The 17,624-nt window shown below is 72.0% G+C and carries 13 protein-coding genes and 2 tRNA genes; 11 read left to right on the top strand and 4 right to left on the bottom strand.

Annotation, left to right across the window (positions count from 1 at the left end):
• Nucleotides 1–11: 11 nt before the first annotated feature.
• Nucleotides 12–599 (bottom strand): response regulator, encoded by a 588-nt coding sequence (locus tag WMF42_RS19080; RefSeq protein WP_061609761.1) that lies wholly within the window; start codon nucleotides 597–599, stop codon nucleotides 12–14.
• 16 nt (nucleotides 600–615) lie between these two features.
• On the bottom strand, nucleotides 616–1,596 hold the full coding sequence (locus WMF42_RS19075; protein WP_437693424.1) for an NUDIX hydrolase: 981 nt from the start codon (nucleotides 1,594–1,596) through the stop codon (nucleotides 616–618).
• 432 nt (nucleotides 1,597–2,028) lie between these two features.
• Here WMF42_RS19075 and WMF42_RS19070 point away from each other — a divergent pair, with 432 nt between their 5' ends.
• The gene (locus WMF42_RS19070) at nucleotides 2,029–2,391 is read left to right on the top strand and encodes a TraR/DksA family transcriptional regulator (protein ID WP_061609763.1); all 363 of its coding nucleotides are present in this window, start codon (nucleotides 2,029–2,031) and stop codon (nucleotides 2,389–2,391) included.
• Nucleotides 2,392–2,517: 126 nt separating this feature from the next.
• On the opposite strand, the gene uvrA is transcribed toward WMF42_RS19070, so the two are convergent.
• A complete protein-coding gene (gene uvrA / locus WMF42_RS19065; protein WP_437693423.1) occupies nucleotides 2,518–5,472 on the bottom strand; it encodes an excinuclease ABC subunit UvrA in 2,955 nt (984 codons plus the stop codon).
• Between the two features lie 234 nt (nucleotides 5,473–5,706).
• Between uvrA and WMF42_RS19060 the strand changes: the two genes are divergently transcribed.
• From WMF42_RS19060 to WMF42_RS19015, 10 genes are all read left to right on the top strand, one after another.
• On the top strand, nucleotides 5,707–6,765 hold the full coding sequence (locus WMF42_RS19060) for a formylglycine-generating enzyme family protein (protein WP_437693422.1): 1,059 nt from the start codon (nucleotides 5,707–5,709) through the stop codon (nucleotides 6,763–6,765).
• 1 nt (nucleotide 6,766) lies between these two features.
• Complete coding sequence (locus tag WMF42_RS19055) at nucleotides 6,767–7,747, top strand: formylglycine-generating enzyme family protein (protein WP_437693421.1); 981 nt, start codon at nucleotides 6,767–6,769, stop codon at nucleotides 7,745–7,747.
• 257 nt (nucleotides 7,748–8,004) lie between these two features.
• A tRNA-Ile gene (locus WMF42_RS19050) sits at nucleotides 8,005–8,078 on the top strand.
• 35 nt (nucleotides 8,079–8,113) lie between these two features.
• Nucleotides 8,114–8,869 (top strand): zinc ribbon domain-containing protein, encoded by a 756-nt coding sequence (locus WMF42_RS19045; RefSeq protein ID WP_061612503.1) that lies wholly within the window; start codon nucleotides 8,114–8,116, stop codon nucleotides 8,867–8,869.
• Nucleotides 8,870–8,881: 12 nt separating this feature from the next.
• Nucleotides 8,882–10,183 (top strand): serine/threonine-protein kinase, encoded by a 1,302-nt coding sequence (locus WMF42_RS19040; protein WP_437693420.1) that lies wholly within the window; start codon nucleotides 8,882–8,884, stop codon nucleotides 10,181–10,183.
• Nucleotides 10,184–10,335: 152 nt separating this feature from the next.
• The gene (locus tag WMF42_RS19035; protein WP_061612501.1) at nucleotides 10,336–10,857 is read left to right on the top strand and encodes a hypothetical protein; all 522 of its coding nucleotides are present in this window, start codon (nucleotides 10,336–10,338) and stop codon (nucleotides 10,855–10,857) included.
• Between the two features lie 24 nt (nucleotides 10,858–10,881).
• Complete coding sequence (locus WMF42_RS19030; protein ID WP_061612500.1) at nucleotides 10,882–13,284, top strand: PrkA family serine protein kinase; 2,403 nt, start codon at nucleotides 10,882–10,884, stop codon at nucleotides 13,282–13,284.
• An 8-nt stretch (nucleotides 13,285–13,292) separates the two neighbouring features.
• Complete coding sequence (locus WMF42_RS19025; RefSeq protein WP_434048176.1) at nucleotides 13,293–14,114, top strand: TatD family hydrolase; 822 nt, start codon at nucleotides 13,293–13,295, stop codon at nucleotides 14,112–14,114.
• Nucleotides 14,115–14,172: 58 nt separating this feature from the next.
• A complete protein-coding gene (locus WMF42_RS19020; protein WP_437693419.1) occupies nucleotides 14,173–15,561 on the top strand; it encodes an energy transducer TonB family protein in 1,389 nt (462 codons plus the stop codon).
• A gap of 92 nt (nucleotides 15,562–15,653) precedes the next feature.
• A tRNA-Met gene (locus tag WMF42_RS19015) sits at nucleotides 15,654–15,730 on the top strand.
• Nucleotides 15,731–15,797: 67 nt separating this feature from the next.
• Here the strand turns inward: WMF42_RS19015 and WMF42_RS19010 are convergent.
• Complete coding sequence (locus WMF42_RS19010) at nucleotides 15,798–17,510, bottom strand: L,D-transpeptidase family protein (RefSeq protein WP_437693418.1); 1,713 nt, start codon at nucleotides 17,508–17,510, stop codon at nucleotides 15,798–15,800.
• Nucleotides 17,511–17,624 lie beyond the last annotated feature (114 nt).

Genomic DNA, 17,624 nt, shown 5'->3' with positions numbered 1-17,624 from the left:
CCGCGCTCGGCTCAGCCTCGCTCGAGGCCCATGAGCCGCTCGAGCGAGTCGCGCAGCTCGCCGGCCTCGCCCTTCTTGATGAAGTCGTAGGCGCCGGCCTCGGTCGCGTTCTTCTTCATCTCCTCGTGGTTCGAGTACACGATACAGCGGATGTGCGAGGTCGCGTCGATCGACCGGAGGCGCTCCAGGCAGCGCACCCCGTCGAGGCCCGGCATCATGACGTCCAGGATGAGCGCGTCGGGCTGCAGGTTGCCCACCGCGACGAGGGCGTCGAACGGGTCCTGGAACGTCGTCAGGTCGAACCTCCGCGACAGCGTCTTGCGGAGCGCGGCGAGGACGGCGGGGTCGTCGTCGACAACGACGACCTTCGGCTTGCCCATCCGGAGGATCTCCGGGATCGGGTAGCCGTACTTCCGGAGGAAATCGAGCACGTCCAGCCGCCGGAAGCGGAGGTGCCGTCCGGGCGTGCGGAAGTGGCGGATCTCCCCCTTGTCCGCCCAGTTGTGGATGGTCTTGAGGTCCACCTGGCAAAAGCGCGCGACGTCGCTCGCGGTGAACAGCTCGGGCTGCGTCGTGTTCTCTTTCGGGTTCGTTTCCATGGCTCACTCCTCGAGATCAGGCGTCGCCGGTACGGAGGGGGCATTCGTCCGGGGGGCTTCGAGACTGGTCGGCACGGGTGGATCCGGGCTCTCGTTCCTGTTTGATGTGGATCGGGGATCCACGCGCGCAGGGCTCTTCGGCGACGAAGCGTCCGTTGCGCAGGACATAACGGGTCGGACCCTCGGCGCGCCGCTCGCGCGCCTCATGCGAGGGATCTCCCGGCAGCGCCAGGTACGGCGGCTCGACCCCATCGCCCGGGACGAAGCGCGGGCAGATCGGCAGGAGCGACTGGCGCTCCGCCAGCGCCACGGCGCTGCGCACGTCCGCGGCCGCGGACAGCAGCTCGAGCGTGCGTGAAGTCGGCGGGGCGAGAAAGATCTCGCCACGCTCGGCGCGCTCCAGGACCGCGGGCGGCGCGGCCCAGAAGCTCATCGTCGTCTCGTACCCGTCGTGTCGCCCGACCTGGCCGCGCGGCAGCGGCAGCAGGAAGAAGCGCGCGTCGAAGCGGCGCGGCTCGGCGAGGGGCGTGATCCATCGTGCCCATGGGACCAGCGCCTCGAGAGCGAGCTTCAGGCCACGCCGATCGAGGGCCGCGTCGAGCGACGTCCCGGCGGCAAGCTCCCGCCCGACAGCGTCGATCTCGTCGCCGGACAGCGGCAGGTCGGTCGGCAGGATCGCCCCTTCTTCCAGCGTCTCGCGGCACGCCGCCACGCACAGCGCCCGCGCCGGCGCCTCCTCCGTCGCGAACGCCGCGGCGCGGGCCGGCGGAACGGTCGCCCGATCCCTCCAGACTTCCGCGCCGTCCTGCGCGTCCACCTTCCCACCGGGGAACACCACGGCGCCCCCCATGAAGCTCGAGCTCGCGTGGCGGTGCACGCAGAACACCTCGAGCCCAGCGCGACCGTCACGGAGGACGATCACCGTGGCGGCGTCGCGAGGTCGTACCGGGTTTCGGTTCTGATCAAAATCCAGCAATCTAGGATAAATTTGTTCCACGTGAGCTGTCTTTCGTCAAACCGTCCTCTGCGTCTGTTTTCCGGCGTGCTCTGCGGTGAGCATGCCTGTTCGAGGCCAAAGTGGCCGCCCTTTCCGGCTGCTCGGGGGCTCCCCGTAGACGCTTTCCAACCTCTCCCGACACCGATGCCGCGGCGCGCGATCGGTCTCGGCCGTGCGGCGTGTGATGACGAATCGCTGTATTCGCCGCGCGCCGCGGGCGAGCTCTGCCTGTGACGGAGGCGTCGTTGACGGGCTCGGCGCTCACGCTTAGGATTCTGCGCCTCGCATTTTCGGGAGGCTGTCTGGCCTCTCCGGACATGTCGCGGAGCCGAAAGCCCCGTTCCAGCAGCCGGGGGTCAGCGCCCCGCGGCTTGCATGCGCCAGGGAGCTCAGACGGCAGCGCCGCACGGCGCATTCGACGCGAGAGGACCTATGAACAAGGCCCAGCTGAAAAAGTTCAAGACCCTGCTTGAGACGAAGCGCGACGAGATCATCAAGAAGGCCAAGCAGACGCTGACCGAAGACATGATGCTCGACGCGAACGATCTCCCGGACGAGATGGATCTCGCCTCGAGCGAGTACCTGCAGTCGTTCACGTTCCGCCTCCGGGGCCGCGAGAAATCGTTCCTCGACAAGATCCAGAAGGCGCTCGTGAAGATCGAGGACGGCTCGTTCGGCAAGTGCGAGGAGTGCGAGGAGGAGATCTCGGCGAAGCGCCTCGAGGCGCGCCCCGAGACGAGCCTCTGCATCCGCTGCAAAGAGGATCAGGAGAGGGTCGAGAAGGATTACGGCTGACGCCGCGCCGCGCTGACGGCCGCCGCTCCGGCGGCCGCCAGCGCGCAAGGCTCTCCGCGTCGTACGGGCGTGCGCTCCCGCCTCCGGTCCATGTCGTGCGGACCGGGCGGGGCCACGCCCGTCTTGCTATTTGCGAGCCGCCGCGCGGCCGCGCGGCGGCTGCGGGCTGCGGCGCTTGGCCGCCGCGAGCACCTCGCGCAGGTACGCGCCGGTGAACGACGCCTCCTCCTGCGCCACCTCCTCGGGGGTGCCCGCGGCCACGATGGTGCCGCCGCGCTCGCCGCCCTCGGGGCCCAGGTCGATCACCCAGTCGCTGCAGGCGATCACGTCGAGGTTGTGCTCGATCACGAGGACGGTGTTCCCGGCGTCGCGCAGGCTCATGAGGCTCGCGGTGAGCACCTCGATGTCCGAGAAGTGCAGGCCCGTCGTCGGCTCGTCGAGCACGTAGAGCGTGCGGCCGGTGGCCTTGCGCGCGAGCTCGCGCGCGAGCTTCACGCGCTGCGCCTCGCCGCCCGAGAGCGTCGTCGCGGGCTGGCCCAGCGTGATGTAGCCGAGGCCCACCCGCGCGAGCGCGGCGAGCCGCTCCCGCACGCGGGGGAGCGCCTCGAACTGCTCGATCGCCTGCTCTACCGTGAGGTCGAGCGCGTCGGCGATCGACATGCCTCGGTAGAGCACCTCGAGCGTCTCGCGGTTGTACCTGCGGCCGCCGCACGTCTCGCAGGTGACGAAGATGTCGGGCAGGAAGTGCATCTCGATCCGGAGCACCCCGTCGCCCTGGCAGGCCTCGCAGCGGCCGCCCTTCACGTTGAACGAGAAGCGGCCCGCCTTGTACCCGCGCGTCCTCGCCTCCGGGAGGCCCGCGTAGAGCTCGCGCAGCAGCCCGAAGACCCCCGTGTACGTCGCCGGGTTCGACCGCGGCGTGCGGCCGATGGGGGCCTGATCGATCGAGATCACCTTGTCGATGTGCGAGAGGCCCTCGATCCCGTCGCACGCGCCGATCGGGGCGGAGCTCCTGTAGAGCTCGTTCTTCGCGGCCGGCAGCAGCGTGTCGACGATGAGGCTCGACTTGCCCGAGCCGGACACGCCGGTGACCGTGCAGAACAGGCCGACGGGGATGTCGGCCGTCACGTTGCGGAGGTTGTGCGCCCGCGCGCCGGCAACGCGGATGAAGCGCTCGTCGGGGCGCCGGCGCTTCGTCGGGATCGCGAGCTGCTTCTTCCCGCTGAGGTACGGGCCCGTGATCGACGCGGGATCGGCGCTCAGCTCCTCGGGCGTACCCTGCGCCACGACGTTGCCGCCGTGCACGCCCGCGCCCGGGCCCATGTCCACGACGTGGTCGGCCGCGAGGATCGCGTCGCGGTCATGCTCGACGACGACAACGGTGTTGCCGAGGTCCACGAGCCGGCGGAGCGCCTCGAGCAGGCGTGTGTTGTCGCGCGCGTGCAGGCCGACCGAGGGCTCGTCGAGCACGTAGAGCACGCCGACGAGCGCGGCGCCGATCTGCGTCGCGAGGCGGATGCGCTGCCCCTCGCCGCCGGAGAGGGTCTGCGCGGAGCGGTCCAGCGTGAGGTAGTCGAGCCCGACGTCGATGAGGAAGCCGAGGCGAGCGATCACCGCCCGGAGCAGCGGCTCAGCGATCGCGCGCTCGCGCGGCGCGAGGCCGCCGTCGACCGGCGCCTCGCCCGCCGCGCCGCCGGCCCGCGGCGCCCCGTCCATCGGCGGCATGAGCTCCTCGAGGAAGACGCGCAGCGTGCGCAGCGGCAGGGTGCCGACGTCGGCGATGTTGCGATCGCCGAGCCGCACGGCGAGCGCCTCCGGGCGCAGGCGCTTGCCGTCGCAGGCGTCGCACACCCGCGTGATGACGAAGCGGCCGATCTCGTCGGAGAGCGCGGCGCTGTCCTCGTCGGGATCGGCCTCCTCCTCGTCGCCGAGGGCGGGCTCGCCCGCGCTGAGCAGGCGCTCGAGCCGCGGGATGATCCCCTCGTACGCGGCCTTCTTCTTCCCCCGGCCGCCCCCTGGCTCGCTCCCCTCGAGGATCGCCTGCCGCACGGCCGTCGGCAGCTTCGCCCACGGGACGTCGGGATCGCAGCCGAGCGCGGTCACGGCCCGGTCGGTCTCCGCGGCGAGCGAGAGCGATCCGCGGCGGCCCCAGGCCACCACGGCGCCCTCGCGGAGCGTACGCCGCGGGTCGGGGACCACGCGGTCCGGGTCGATGCGGGTCCGCGCGCCGATGCCGTCGCAGGCCGGGCAGGCGCCGTGGGGGCCGTTGAAGGAGAACATCCGCGGCTCGATCGGCGGCAGCGAGATGCCGCAGTCGATGCACGCGAAGCGCTCGCTCATCCAGAGCGGCTCGAGCTTCATGCCGTCGCTGGAGATGTCGACGAGCAGCCTGCCTTCGCCCAGCTTGAGGGCGAGCTCGACCGAGTCGGTGAGCCGGCCCTTGATGCCCTCCTTGACCACGATCCGGTCCACGACCACGTCGAGGTCGTGGGCGCGCGTCCGGTCCAGGACGATCTCGTCGCCGAGGTCGACGATCTCGCCGTCGATGCGCGCGCGCACGAAGCCCTCGCGGCGCAGCCGCTCGATGTCGAGCTTCAGCTCGCCGCGGCGGCCCCGCGCGATGGGCGCCATGATCGTGACCCGCGTCTTGTCCCCGAAGTCGAGGATGCGGTCGACGATCTGCTGCACGGTCTGCGCCTCGATCCGCTTGCCGCACGCGGGGCAGTGCGGGGTGCCGACGCGCGCGAAGAGCAGCCGGAGGTAGTCCGAGATCTCCGTCACGGTGCCGACGGTCGAGCGCGGGCTCTTCGCCAGCGCGCGCTGCTCGATCGCGATCGCGGGCGAGAGGCCCTCGATCGACTCCACGTCGGGCTTGGAGAGCTGCTCGAGGAACTGCCGCGCGTAGGCGGAGAGCGACTCGACGTAGCGGCGCTGCCCCTCCGCGTAGATGGTGTCGAACGCCAGGGACGATTTGCCCGAGCCGCTCGGGCCGGTGATCACCACCAGGCGGTCGCGCGGAAGCGACACGCTGACGTTCTTGAGGTTGTGCTGCCGAGCGCCTCGAACGACCAGTCGATCCATAGGGGGAACCGGAGAGCTATCACACACGGAAGCGGGCGTGGCGGCGCTCCTGCTCGCGGCGCGACGCTCCCCGGCGCTCCTCGCTCGCGGCGCGCCGCGCCCGGCGCGCCGTGGCGCGGCGCGGCGGGCAAGGTCTTCCTGATGTCTTGCGATTCTTCTCACGTCGCTGCGCTGCAAGCTGGACTATGAGGGGGCGCGCGAGGTGACGTGAAAGCGCGCTTGAGGAGTGTCCTGATGGCCGTCGGCGCCGGCGTTGCGCTCGGCGCGGTCGCGCTCCTGGCGCGGTACGCCCCCGAGCTCGACGCGCTGCTGCTCATGCCGTCCTCTCCGCCCGTGCGCCATGCCGCGCCGCGTTCCATCGAGCCGGCGGCGCTGCCCGCCCCCTCGTCGCCCGCCGCCCCGCCGCCCACGCCCAGCGCGGCCGCCCGCCCGCGGGAGACAGCCGCGCCGGCGCCGGGCGCGCTCGCCGAGGCGCCGGCCCCGCGCGCAGCGCGCCGGCGGGCGTCCGCGGCCCCGCTGGTCGACCCGTTCGCGGACGACCCTGCGGCGCGCGCCGCGTGCCCGGCCGACATGACCCTCGTGGAGGGCGATTTCTGCCCGTCGCTCCCGTACATCTGCGCGCGCGGAGGCGACGGGGTCGGCCACGGTTGCCCCGAGTACGCGCGCGGCGCCCGGTGCCAGGCCGCCGTGGATCCCCGGCGCTTCTGCATCGACCGCCACGAGTGGCCGAACCGGGTCGGCGAGCTCCCGCGCGTGTACGTCGACTGGCACGAGGCGAGGTCGCTCTGCGCCTCGGCGGGCAAGCGGCTCTGCCGGCGCTCCGAGTGGATCCTCGCTTGCGAAGGGCCGAAGCGCCTGCCGTATCCTTGGGGCTTCGTGCGCACGCCCAGCCCCTGCAACATCGACCGCGCCGCGATCGCGTTCGACATCGGCGCGATCCATGACGAGGCGACGCGCGAGGGCGAGATCGCCCGCCTGTGGCAGGCCGATCCGATCGGGTCGCACCCGAACTGCATCAGCGCTTACGGCGCGTACGATCTCTCCGGTAACGTCGACGAGTGGACCGACAACCTCGCCGACGACCCGGACACGGCGCGCCCGGCCACGCTCAACGGCGGCTACTGGGGGCCGGTCCGGAACACCTGCCGCCTCACGACCGGGGGGCACGGGCCGACCTTCAAGTTCTACCAGGCCGGCTTCCGCTGCTGCGCCGACACGGTCGACGGCGTCGTCACGCCTCCGCCGCGGCCGTTCATCGATCGCGACGGCGAGAAGGACGACGTGTACGACTGACATGCGCGAGCGCATCGCCTTCATCGCCGCCCTCGCCGTCGCCGCCCTGGTGAGCGCGCTCCTCTTTGCTCCCCGCTTCCAGAGGCCGCGGGAGCCGCTCGACGCCGCGAGCGCGGCGCCGCCGGTGAGCGTCGCCCCGCCGGAGCCGGCGCCGCCCCTGTCCGCGCTCGCGCCGCCGGCGCCCCCGCCGCTGCCCGCGTACGTGCGCGTCAACCCGGCGAGCGCCACGGCGTGCCACGCGGGGATGGTGCTCGTCGACGGCATCTACTGCCCCTACGTCGGGCACCACTGCGCGGCCTACATCGACAAGGAGAAGGACATCTGCGCGCGGTTCGAGCCCGAGGTCCTCTGCGAGGGGCGCCTCCAGCACCGGCGCTTCTGCATCGACGTCTTCGAGTACCCGAACATCGAGGGCGTCCGCCCGGCGGTGATGGTGAGCTGGCTCGACGCGGAGCGCGCCTGCGGGGCCGAGGGCAAGCGGCTCTGCTCCGTCGAGGAGTGGGAGTTCGCGTGCGAGGGCCCGCAGATGTGGCCCTATCCTTACGGGGTCGCGCGCGACCCCGAGGCCTGCAACATCGACCGGAAGATCGCGATGCCCGTGCTCGAGGTGTTCTCCGACCCGTGGAAGATCTCCGCGGAGGTCGAGCGGCTCGACCGCCGCGTCGCGTCCGGGGAGATGCGCCGGTGCGTGAGCCCCTTCGGCGTGCGCGACATGACCGGCAACGTCGACGAGTGGGTCAACAACTCGCTCGGCAAGCTGGACGACAAGCCGTTCCGGTCGACGCTGAAGGGGGGCTACTGGGGGCCGATCCGGTCGAGGTGCCGCCCGGTCACCTCGACGCACAACCGGTGGTTCCGCTTCTACCAGGTCGGGTTCCGGTGCTGCGCCGACACGCTCGACGGCGGCAAGGCCGTGGCGCCGGCGGACAAGACAGCACGGATCCCGCGCCGCAGCCCGATGGCCGATCCGGGCGGGCGGTAGGGTCGGTGAGGGGGCCGCCTGGGCGTGGCGTGGGCGGCTCTGCGCCGGCGATGGGCCGGCGCGGCCCGGGGGCGCCGCGCCGCCCGGCGGCTGGCTCCTTGGCGGCCGGGCCGGCGCGGACCGCGCTGGAACCATGGCGGCGGTGCGGCCAACCCGGTCCGGTCAAACCGCTCCCCTTCCAACGGCGCGCCGCTTGGACTACGTTGTCCGCCGGTGCTTCAACGGGCGGGCTCGAACACGGGTTCGCCCTCGCACCAGGGCCTATAGCTCAATCGGTCAGAGCCCCCGGCTCATAACCGGGCTGTTCCTGGTTCGAGTCCAGGTGGGCCCACGAAAGCCACGAAACAGAAGGAGACAAGGAATCACGTGAGCATCCGCGAGCAGATCGCATTCCTCGAAGAGCTGTCGGCCATCGACAGCGACATCCGCCGCATCGATGAGCAGCTCGACAAGCAGCGCGGCAGCCTGGAAGGGATGCGGTCCGAGCTGAAGCGGCTAGAGGAGCGGCTGAAGGGCGATCGAGAGACCCTGGCGACGATGGAGAAGACGCGCTCCGAGCTCGTCATCGAGTTCCGCCAGATGGCGAACCAGATCGAGCGCTCGCGCGAGAAGCTCCAGCGCTCCCGCAACGAGCGTGAGTCGAACGCGGCGCAGCGCGAGATCGAGGAGCTGCGCAAGCTGCACCGCGATCGCGAGGAAGAGATCGAGCGGCTGAACTCGGCCGCCGAGGGGGCGCGCGCCGCGATCGATCAGGCGGAGGCGAAGCGCGTCGAGCTCGCGGGGGCGATCGATGGCAGCGCGCCGGGGACGCAGGCGTCGCTGGCCGCGCTCGAGGCCGAGCGTGCGCAGCGCGCCGAGGCCCGCCAGCAGGTGGTCAGCCAGCTGCCGGTCGTCCTGTACCGCCGCTACGAGTCGATCCGCACGCGCAGGCCCGTCGCGATCGCTCGCACGTACGACGGCACGTGCCTTGGCTGCCACCTGTCCGTGCCGCCGATGATGTTCCAGAAGATGCGCCGCCAGGAGGAGTTCGAGCGGTGCCCGAACTGCAACCGGATCCTCTACTACATGCCGCCAGAGCCCGCGCCGGGCAGCGCGCCGCCCGCGGACCCCTCCCGCGCCTGACCCGGGGGCGGCTTGAAGACCTGCTCCGCCTGCTTCAGGCTCTTTTCGCACGACAGCGGGTTCTGCCCGGTCGATGGTCAGCGCCTCGTCCCGGTCGCAGAGGCCTCGCCGCCCAGGCACCCGGAGGACAGGCGCGTCGGCGCGACCCTCTGCGGCGGGCGCTACCAGATCTGGCGGATCGTCGCGGATGGAGGCATGGGGCGCGTCTACCAGGCGCTCGATCTCAAGGTCGGCCGCAGCGTGGCCCTGAAGATCCTCCACCCCGAGGTCGCGCTCGATGAGGTGAGCGTCGAGCGGTTTCACCGCGAGTTCGAGGTCAGCGCGTCGCTGCCGCACGAGCACATCGTCGAGGTGCTCGGCTTCGAGAAGACCGAGGACCATAGCTTCGCGCTCGTCATGGAGTACCTCGAGGGCGAGGAGCTGCGGACGGTCCTCAAGCGCGACAAGGTGCTGCCACCTGAGCGCCTCGTGCGGATGCTGTCGCAGCTCGCGCTCGGCCTCGCGGAGGCGCACGAGCGCAAGGTCGTCCACCGCGATCTCAAGCCGGACAACATCTTCCTCGTCGGCACGCGCGACGGCGACCGGGTGAAGATCCTCGACTTCGGCAGCGTGCGCGACAACAGCGCGGGCGCGAAGAAGCTGACCGTCGTCGGCACGACGATCGGCTCCCCGTTCTACATGTCACCGGAGCAGGCGCAGGGGCTGCTCGCGCTCGATCATCGCGCCGACGTCTGGTCGGTCGCGGCGATCGTCTTCGAGTGCGTCACGGGGCGCGTCCCGTTCCACGCGTCGACCGGCCCGATGATCCTCGTGACCATCATGGGCAGCAACCCGCTGCCCCCGAGCGAAGCGGGCAAGGCGTACGGGGTGCCCGCCTCACTCGACGCGGTGATGGAGAAGGCGTTCATGAAGATGCCCGAGGTGCGCATCGAGTCCGTCGGCTTGCTGGCCGACGGCGTCGGTCGCGCGTACGGCCTCGCGGGGTCTCACCGCGACTGGGCGTACATGCCGCAGGACGAGCTCGCGGCGAGGATCCGCGCGATGCTGCCCACCCTCCTGGGCCGCCCTCCGAAGGCCCCCGCGGGCGCGGTTCACGCGGGCGCGGGCGCGGTTCATGCGGGCGCGGTTCACGCGGGCGCGGACGGCCGCCAGGTCGCCGCCGTTGTCGCCGCGCCGTCGCCGGGCGCTACCGAAGCGTTCACCGAGGATATCGTGATGGGGGTGCCCCAGCGCTTGCCGCGGTGGGTCGTGCCTGCTGTGGCCGGCGCTGCCGTGCTGCTCTGCGCGCTTGTCGCCCTGCTGATCTCGCGCTGAAGACGCGCTGCGCCGTCGCTCGTCCGACGCGCTCGACGCACCCGACGCTGGAGGCGCGCGTTCGACGTTGGAAGCGCGCTGCGCCCGCGCTCCCCGGGCGCCGGGGCCCCCAGGTTCGCGTGGACGCCGGTGCTGTGTTATTTGTGTTGACCATGAGCACTCATCCTTCAACTCGGACCCGCAAGCCCCTCTCCGCCGCGCTGTGCCTGATCGCGTTCTCCGGGCTCGCCGTCCTCGGCTCGGGCTGTAACCAGAGCGAAGCGGCGACCTCTCGCGCAGCCGAGGCGCCCGCCCCGGCGCCTCAGGGCGGAAAGTCGAAGGTCGAGGACGCGGTCTACACCCTCGAGATGAAGCCGACCGGAACGTACAAGGCCGGCCAGGAGGGGCTCGTGGAGGTCTCGCTCCTGTCGAAGGGCGACTACCACATCAACGACAAGTACCCCATCAAGTTCAAGGTCGCCGAGGCGGCCGCCGAGGGCGTTTCGTACCCGAAGCCGCTGCTCAAGCGCGAGGACGGCGCGTTCGAGGAGAACAAGGGCGTCCTGAAGGTTCCGTTCGTCGCGTCCAAGAAGGGCAAGACCAAGGTGGCGGGCGTGCTCTCCTTCAGCATCTGTAGCGCCGCGAACTGCTTGATGCAGAAGCAGGAGCTCGAGGCGGTCATCGACGTGCAGTAAGCACAACGGTAAACTCGGCCCCACGTGAACAACGACACCTCCGGTCGCCGGGAGGGGCAGCCCGACGCGGTTGGCCCCAGCCAGACAGTTCAAGGCAGCGCAGCCGAGAGGGCCCGGAAGGCCCTCTCCGAGCTCGATGTCATCGCGTCCTCAATGGCCCGGCGCTTCAACGAGGAGCAGCGGGTCCTCTCTTTTCAGCAGTTCCTGGAGCTCTTCGCCTCCAACCCGGTCCGGTTCGGGCGTGACGCGGCCCGCTACGTCCGCGACATGTTCGACCACTTCGGCACGCGGACGGTCAAGAAGCCCTGGGGAGAGCAGACCCGCTTCCAGCTCTTCGATCTGCCGTGGGAGCTGCCGGCGAACGAGCCGGCGCAGCAGCGCGCGACCGCTGCGGCCTCCTACCACGGCAGGGACTTCGCGCTGATCGGCCACGAGGAGCTCCAGTCGGAGGTCTACCGGGTGCTCTGCAACTTCGTGCGGGAGGGCAGGGCCAACCGGCTCATCCTCATGCACGGGCCGAACGGCTCGGCGAAGAGCACGCTGGCCGGCTGCATCCTGCGCGCCCTGGAGCACTACTCGACGCTCGACGAGGGCGCCGTGTACCGCTTCCACTGGGTGTTCCCGAGCCGCAAGACGATGCGCGGCTCGATCGGCTTCGGCGGTGACGTGAAGGCGAGCGCCGCGGACGGGACGAGCTACGCGCACCTCGGCGACGATCAGATCGACGCCCGGCTCGTGATCGAGCTCAGGGACCATCCGCTGTTCCTGCTCCCGGTGCGCGAGCGCCGGGCGCTCATCCTCAAGCTCTACGAGGACGCCGGCGCGACGGAGCCGCCGCCCGAGTGGCTGATGAGCGGCAAGCTGTCGCACAAGAACCAGCAGGTCTTCGAGGCCCTGCTCGTCGCGAGCGGCGGTTCGCTGGTCGAGACGCTGCGGCACGTCCAGGTCGAGCGGTACTTCATCTCGCGGCGCTACCGCGTCGGCGCCGTCACGATCGGGCCGGAGCTCTCCGTGGACGCCGGCGAGCGGCAGATCACGGCGGATCGCTCGCTCGCGTCGCTCCCGACGTCGCTCCAGGCGACGACGCTGTTCGAGGCGCACGGCGAGCTCATCGAGGCCGCCGGCGGCGTGCTCGAGTTCAGCGATCTCCTGAAGCGCCCGCTCGACGCGTTCCGTTACCTGCAGCTCACGCTGGAGACGGGCGAGGTCAGCCTGCCGCAGCAGACGTTGCAGACGAACGTCGTCATGATGGGCAGCGCCAACGACGTGCACCTCAACGCCTTCCGCGAGCACCCGGAGTTCCCGAGCTTCCGCGGGCGATTCGAGCTCCTGCGCGCGCCGTACCTCAGGAGCTACGTCGACGAGCAGACGATCTACGACGCGCAGATCGTCCCGTTCGTGACCCGCCACGTCGCGCCGCACGCGACGCGCGTCGCCGCGCAGTTCGCCGTGCTCACGCGCATGCGGCAGCCTGAGGCGAAGCGGTACCCCGACGCGCTCGCGCCGCTCGTATCGAGCCTCACCGCCGTCGAGAAGATGGAGCTGTTCGCGACGGGCACGGCGCCGGAGCGGTTCGACCCCGAGGCGCAGAAGGTCCTGCGCGCGGGCATCGAGGCCATCTACCACGAGAGCGACGCGTCGGTGGACTTCGAGGGGCGGCTCGGCGTCTCGCCGCGCGAGGTGCGCACGCTCCTGCTCGACGCGGCGCAGAGCGCCGATCACGCATGCCTCTCGCCGTTCGCCGTCCTGTCGGAGCTCGACGCGCTCTGCAAGCGGCAGGCGGAGTACGACTGGCTCAAGGAGAAGCAGCTCGCGGGCGGCTACCACGATCACCGGCTCTTCCGCGAGGTCGTGCGCACGCGCCTGCTCGACACGATCGAGGAGGAGATGCGGACGGCCAGCGGCCTCGTCGACGAGACGCGCTACGCCGAGCTGTTCGATCGGTACATCTCTCACGTCGGCGTCTGGGTGAAGGGGGAGAAGATCAGGAACCAGCACACGGGCGACTTCGAGAACCCGGACGAGCGCATGATGCGCGAGGTGGAGGCGCTGCTCGGGGTCCGCACGAAGCACGACGACCACCGCCGCGGCCTGATCTCGGCGATCGCGGCGTGGGCCATCGACCACCCCGGCCAGAAGATCGTGAACGCGGTCGTGTTCCCGCAGCAGATCCGCAAGCTGCGGGAGGCGGTGTTCACGGAGCGGCGCAAGGGCGTGGCGCTGCTCGTCCGCGACCTCGTCGCGCTCCTCCGCGACGCGCAGGGCGATGGCAAGCCCGAGAAGGGCTGGGGCGAGCTGCGCGAGGAGGAGCGCCGGAACGCGACGCGCGCCCTGGAGCGGCTGCGCGGCATGGGCTACTGCGACCGCTGCGCGCTCGACGCCGCGAGCGCGCTGCTCCGCTCCCGGTTCGCGGAGCTCGTCACCTGAAGCGAAGCATGATCATCGACTCGCACTGCCACGTCGATCCGCGCCACTTCCGCGAGGGGGCGGACGCCGTCCTCGATCGCGCGCGGGCCGCCGGCGTCGACGCGTTCGTGGTGGTCGGCGTCGACGCCGACCTCTCTGCGGCGCGCTTCGCCGCGGACCTCGCGGCGCGGCGCGCCGACGTCCACGCCGCGGTGGGCGTCCACCCGCACGACGCCTCCGCGGTCGACGACAGGATGCTCGCCGATCTCGAGGCGCTCGCGCGCCGCCCCGAGGTCGTGGCCGTCGGCGAGATCGGCCTCGACTATCACTACATGCACTCGTCGAAGGACACACAGCAGCGCGTCTTCGCCGACCTCGTCGCCCTCGCGCGGCAGGTGAAGAAGCCGATCGTCATCCACACGCGCGAGGCGCCCGAGGACACGATCGAGATCCTGGAGCGCGCAGGGGCGAGCGACGTGGGGGGCATCATCCACTGCTTCTCCGAGGATCGCGCGTTCGCCGAGCGCGCGCTCGCGCTCGACTTCGACCTCTCGTTCTCGGGCATCGTGACCTTCAAGACCGCGCGCGCGATCCAGGAGGTCGCCGCGTGGGCCCCCGGGGACCGGATCCTGGTCGAGACGGACAGTCCCTACCTGGCGCCCGTGCCGTTCCGGGGGAAGCGCTGCGAGCCGGGGCACGTGCTGCACACGGCGCGCTTCGTCGCGGAGCTTCGCGGCGAGCCGTTCGAGGCGCTCGCCGCGCGCACCGCGGCGAACACCCGCCGGCGGCTGCGGCTGCCGGAGTCCGCCGCGCCTGCGGCGTCCGACGCGCTCGACGCGACCGCCCGCTGAGATCGGTCCGCGGCTCTGGGCTCGCGCCACGCACGTCTCGAGCCATAGTGACAGGACGATGGCGCAGAGGTCTCGCGACGACGGCCGCCGGATCGCCTCCGCGTGGGCGCTCTCCGTCGCGGCCCACGCAGGGCTACTCGGTGCGGGCGCGCTGATCGTCGCGGGCTCGCTCTCGGCGCGAGAGGTGGCCGTCGCGCGAGCAGCCCTGGCGCCGGCCGCGGTGAGCGCGCCGATCGAGATCGAGCTGCCGGTGGTCTCCGATGGCACGCTCGACAGCGCGGCGGCGGCGCCCGAGCGGCCCGCGAGCCTCGCGCGGGGAGGCGGGGAGGGCGCGGCGCGGCCGGACACGGGCGCGCGCGGCCGCGGCGGAACCGACGCGGCCGCGCTGCCCGCGCTGAACCTGGCCGACAGGGACGACGCGACCTTCCTGTCGCCGGAGGTCCGTTCGCGCCTCGACAGGAGCCAGATCCAGCGCGTCCGCTCGTCGTCCCGGCGCGCTTCGCGCGAGGACTGGCGAGCGAGCCGAGAGCCCATGGAGCTCACGTTCCTCGCGGGCGGTCGCGCCGGCAGCCGGGCCGAGCGGCGCGCAGCGGCCGAGCGCGATCCCTCGGTGGGGGCGAGCGATCGCGGCGCGCCCGAGCGCCCGGGCAGCGCGCTCGGCGCCGCTGCGAGGCCCCCGGGCGTCGAGCGCGCGGCCGATGCGCCCGGCGCGACCGTGCCCGTGGGGGCGAGCCCGCGCGTCGCAGGCGGCGCCACGGAAGGGGGCGAGCGCGCGTCCGCGGGGCTCGGCGTGCGCGACGGGCGGCCCGGCGACGATCACCGGGACAGCGCGGCAATCCCGCTGGCGCGGCCGATGGTCGCGGTGGGCACGCCCTCCGTCCCCGCCGACGCCGCGGGGCGCCCGAACGACACGGTGGACAGCGAGCAGGAGGTGGCGACCGCGATCCAGTCGCTCGTCCACGCGAGCACGGCCGGAGGCGCGCGCGGCCTCGGCCCTGGAGGCGAGGCAGGGCCGGGGGCGACGGGCTCGGGGGGCGTCGCGGGCCCCGGGGCGCGCTCCAGCGCGCTCGGCTCGGGGCGCGGCCGGCTGCTCGACAACGACCCGCTCGACCGGCGGCGCAGCCTGTACATGCGGCAGGTCATGGCCAAGCTGCACCCGCTCTGGGCCGACGCCTTCCCCAGGTGGGCCGCAGGCGAGGGGCTTCAGGGGACGGTGATCGTGACGTTCGTGATCCGCGCGGACGGGACCGTGGGGAGCGCGTCGGTGACGCGGCCGAGCGGCATCCCCGAGTTCGATGAGAACTGCCGGCGCGCGGTGCTGCGGGGCGCGCCGTACCCGCCGGTGCCCCCCGAGCTCGGCGAGAGCTTCCGTTGGTCGATGCCGTTCGAGGCGAGGAACCCCGCGGTGCTGCCGAAGCACCCGGCGCGGGCGATCCATGATCAATGAGCCCTGCCCATGCGCGTCGGCCGCCCGTCGCGGCGCGCGAAACGCCGCTTGACAGTGCAGAAACGGAGCGGTACTAGTCCGCCCTCGCTTCTGCCGAAGTAGCTCAGCTGGCTAGAGCAGGCGTTTCATACGCGCCGGGTCGGGGGTTCGATTCCCTCCTTCGGCACCAGAAATGGTGGAATGGTGACCGTCGACCGCTGGCTTCCCGCGAGGGACCAGCGATCGCGATGGGCTCATCAAGGTCGGACGTGGACGAGGGTTCCCTCGTCGTCGCCGCTGTGCACGGTGTGCCAGCCCTCGGGGACCTGCGGCTCGGTCCACAGGAAGAGGCGCCGCGCGTCGATCGGCGTCAGGGCGATGTCGTGGAAGCCCTGCGCTTCACCGATGCCCGCGCTCCAGTACATGCCGGTCATCGCGTGCCCCGGCGCGAAGTCGATCACCCACGGGGCGTCGGCGACGTCGAAGCTGTCGGCGACCTCGCGCGGATCGATGTTGCGCGTCACGTGCTTGCTCCGCACCCGGAACGTGCCGCGCGCCGTGGACGCGCTCGATCCGGGGTCGCGGAGCTGATCGCGCCCGGAGGAGATCAGGGTCGCGTAGATCGGCTTCTGCCCCTCGTAGGCCGTCAGCGTCTGGTTCGCCAGGCTGACGTCGATCCAGCGCTGCGATCCCTTGGCGAAGTCGGGGAACCTGGTGCGGCGCACGATGACGACGAGGTCCTGAGCGCGCAGCCAGAAGCCGTCGCGCGCCTCCTCGAAACGTACGCCGCCCACCGTCCTGAACTTGCCCGTGAGCGGGACGCCCGTGCGCCGCTCGAGCTCTTCCTCATCGGGGCTCGCCTTGCCGCGGCCGAGCGACCACGTGGTGACGTCGTGCCGATGGATGAACGCCACAGGCAGCCCGAGCTTCTCGACGTCGACGCCGTGCCACGCTGAACCGAGCGCCGCCTGCAGCCGGTCGACCGGGATGAGCCGGCCGTCCGGCGTCGCGCCGAGCCTGCGGCCGTCGGTCTCGCCGGTCGTGAAGGTACGGGTGATCGCGACGCCGCTGCCCTTGCGCAGCGCCGCCGTCTTGAGCGCGGAGCGCAGATCGACGCGCGCGCTGTCCTTCGCGCCGAGCTCGATGCCGAGCGCCGCGAGGGGAGGCAGCGGCGCGATCGTGTCGGAGGTCGGAAAGAGGAAGTATCCGGCCTCGGTCCTCCGCCCGTCCTCGCCGATGCCGTCGCCTCCCGGCAGCAGCACCGGCGGCCCGGAGGCGACGCCGCGCGCGTCCAGCGGGACGTCGTTGGCTGACGCGCCGAGCTGCGCTTCGCTGCGCTGCACGCGCTCGAGGTGGCGCTCGAGATCCGGCTCGGCGTGGCGCAGCTCCTCGCGGCTCGGCACCCCGACGTACGCCGGAGCGCCCTGGGTCCGCGCGCGCCCATAGCGATAGGGCAGGGGTCGCGACATGTCGGGCGGCGCCGGAAGGACGGAGAGCACCTCGGTGCGCAGCGTCGCGCCGTCGCCTGCACAGACGAAGCCGCGGGGGCGGATCGCGTACCACCCTCCGCTGCACCCTTCGCGTCCATACGGCTCCGAGGACCGCACGACGGCGGCGCCTGGATAGAGCTCACCCAGCTTGCGCGCGCCTGCCCGCGGGCGCGCGAGCACGGGCGTCCCGGCCCGCAACGCGACGAGCCTGGGGCCATCCGCGGGAAGCGCGGGGACCTGAAGCGCGCCGTCGTCGCCGCCTGCCTCCTTCGACAGCTCCACCGCCGCGCCTGCCGCCTTGCACCCGGAGAGGATCAGCGCGACCGCCAGGCCGGCGAGCCGCCCGGGGCACGCGATGCCCGGTCCGGCGCGGCCGTCGGCGCTTCGCGGCGCGCAGGGCAGCGGCGCACGGAGGTCCGGAGCGGAGGCGGGCCGACGGAGATCCGTCGGCGTGGAGACGAGCCGCATCGGTCGACGCATGCACGACTTGCGCGACGTGGGCCAAGTTCGCAGGCGCCGTCCGCGTGGGGCGCGAGGCGCGGCGCTTGCGCACGACAGCGGCCGCGCGCAAGCGCCGCCCGGCCGCTGGCGCCG

Origin of the sequence: Sorangium sp. So ce176, assembly GCF_051519835.1 — a bacterium.
Taxonomy (GTDB): Bacteria; Myxococcota_A; Polyangia; order Polyangiales; family Polyangiaceae; genus Sorangium; species Sorangium cellulosum_G.
Note: the sequence above shows the minus strand (reverse complement) of the source record. Positions and strands in the feature narration are given on the sequence as shown.

What these genes read in the sequence shown, in the direction of transcription:
- WMF42_RS19080 (WP_061609761.1), bottom strand. Translation starts at nt 599, where the DNA reads ATGGAAACGAACCCGAAAGAGAACACGACGCAGCCCGAGCTGTTCACC.
- WMF42_RS19070 (WP_061609763.1), top strand. Translation starts at nt 2,029, where the DNA reads ATGAACAAGGCCCAGCTGAAAAAGTTCAAGACCCTGCTTGAGACGAAG.
- uvrA (WP_437693423.1), bottom strand. Translation starts at nt 5,472, where the DNA reads ATGGATCGACTGGTCGTTCGAGGCGCTCGGCAGCACAACCTCAAGAAC.
- WMF42_RS19060 (WP_437693422.1), top strand. Translation starts at nt 5,707, where the DNA reads ATGGCCGTCGGCGCCGGCGTTGCGCTCGGCGCGGTCGCGCTCCTGGCG.
- WMF42_RS19055 (WP_437693421.1), top strand. Translation starts at nt 6,767, where the DNA reads ATGCGCGAGCGCATCGCCTTCATCGCCGCCCTCGCCGTCGCCGCCCTG.
- WMF42_RS19035 (WP_061612501.1), top strand. Translation starts at nt 10,336, where the DNA reads ATGAGCACTCATCCTTCAACTCGGACCCGCAAGCCCCTCTCCGCCGCG.
- WMF42_RS19025 (WP_434048176.1), top strand. Translation starts at nt 13,293, where the DNA reads ATGATCATCGACTCGCACTGCCACGTCGATCCGCGCCACTTCCGCGAG.
- WMF42_RS19020 (WP_437693419.1), top strand. Translation starts at nt 14,173, where the DNA reads ATGGCGCAGAGGTCTCGCGACGACGGCCGCCGGATCGCCTCCGCGTGG.
- WMF42_RS19010 (WP_437693418.1), bottom strand. Translation starts at nt 17,510, where the DNA reads ATGCGTCGACCGATGCGGCTCGTCTCCACGCCGACGGATCTCCGTCGG.